Origin of the sequence: Paenibacillus silvestris (assembly GCF_009882985.1) — a bacterium.
In the GTDB taxonomy this organism is placed as follows: Bacteria; Bacillota; Bacilli; order Paenibacillales; family NBRC-103111; genus Paenibacillus_E; species Paenibacillus_E silvestris.
This window is the reverse complement of the sequence record NZ_WTUZ01000012.1, coordinates 85,911-86,982: the sequence shown is the minus strand read 5'-3', so window position 1 is coordinate 86,982 and position 1,072 is coordinate 85,911. Positions and strand designations below refer to the sequence as shown.

Genomic DNA, 1,072 nt, shown 5'->3' with positions numbered 1-1,072 from the left:
CGGAGATCATCGCATCGAATTTCGCTTTTGTAGCTGCATCTAGGTCTTTCAAGTCCGTGAAATCAGCAGACGACTTTGCAGCGAATGCTAGGGATGAGAACATGGAAAGAGCCATAGCGGATGTAAGGACTACGGAAAGAGTTTTCTTCATAAAGGTTTGTTTCCTCCTAATATTTTAAAGTTTTTTTGTTATAAAAACTTATAACCAGCGGGACGACTCTCGAATCATTCTTGCAAGATTCCGTGTAGCTTCGCGTCTATCACCTCGGCTACATGACTTAGTATACGTGAGTATATGCATTATTTCATTGATAAGTATTTTCCAGTAGAAGCTTCGAGCGCACAGACAAATATATAAACAAAAAAGACCCCGAAGGGTCTCTTTCGTTATTTCTTATTTCTTATGATTGTGGAACAGCTACGGCTACTTGAACGGATTTGCCATTTGGTGCGATAGCTGTGATCAAGAACTCATTCACATCACCATTGATCTTCGTGATTGCACCTGTTTGTGCGTTCATTTCTACGCTACCCGTGCCACTTACTACGGATACTGTGTAACGAAGGCCTAGAACAGCATCATACTTCGCAATATCAGCATTCTCGTACTCAATGCCATATTGGTCCGTTACCATTAATGTGTCGTCACCGTCAGTGAAGTAGTCATAGGCAAGTTTGCCTGCTACATAGTCAGCTGTTGTTTCTCCAGCTTCAAGTTTGTCCACTGTAATCGCGTCTGCTTTCACCGTTACGGTTTGAGTCAAGTTAATAGTCTCGNNACGCGTCTTCGCCTACAGTAGCTACTGTCGCTACAGCAGGATCAGAGCTTGAGATGCCTTGAACAGCATTAGAAGGAAGGATAACTTTGTTACCAGCTGAATCTTTTGCAATGACAGACAATTTTTTATCAAATTGACTTTGTCCTGCAACCACTTTTTCACCTGTTGTAAAATCTGCATCCAAGTTATCTTGTGCTGCATACAACGTTCCTAGTGTATCCACAGTGTACGTCAAATCTGTGTCAGATTTAACAGCTTCAAAGGTACGGGATACAGCCGAAGAGTAATCGGAG

The 1,072-nt window shown here is 42.1% G+C and carries 1 protein-coding gene; it reads right to left on the bottom strand.

The annotated features are described in order from the left end of the window. Window positions 1–401: 401 nt before the first annotated feature. Window positions 402–764, bottom strand: a complete 363-nt coding sequence (locus GQF01_RS09590; protein ID WP_161406594.1) for a hypothetical protein — start codon at window positions 762–764, stop codon at window positions 402–404. Window positions 765–1,072: the final 308 nt, after the last annotated feature.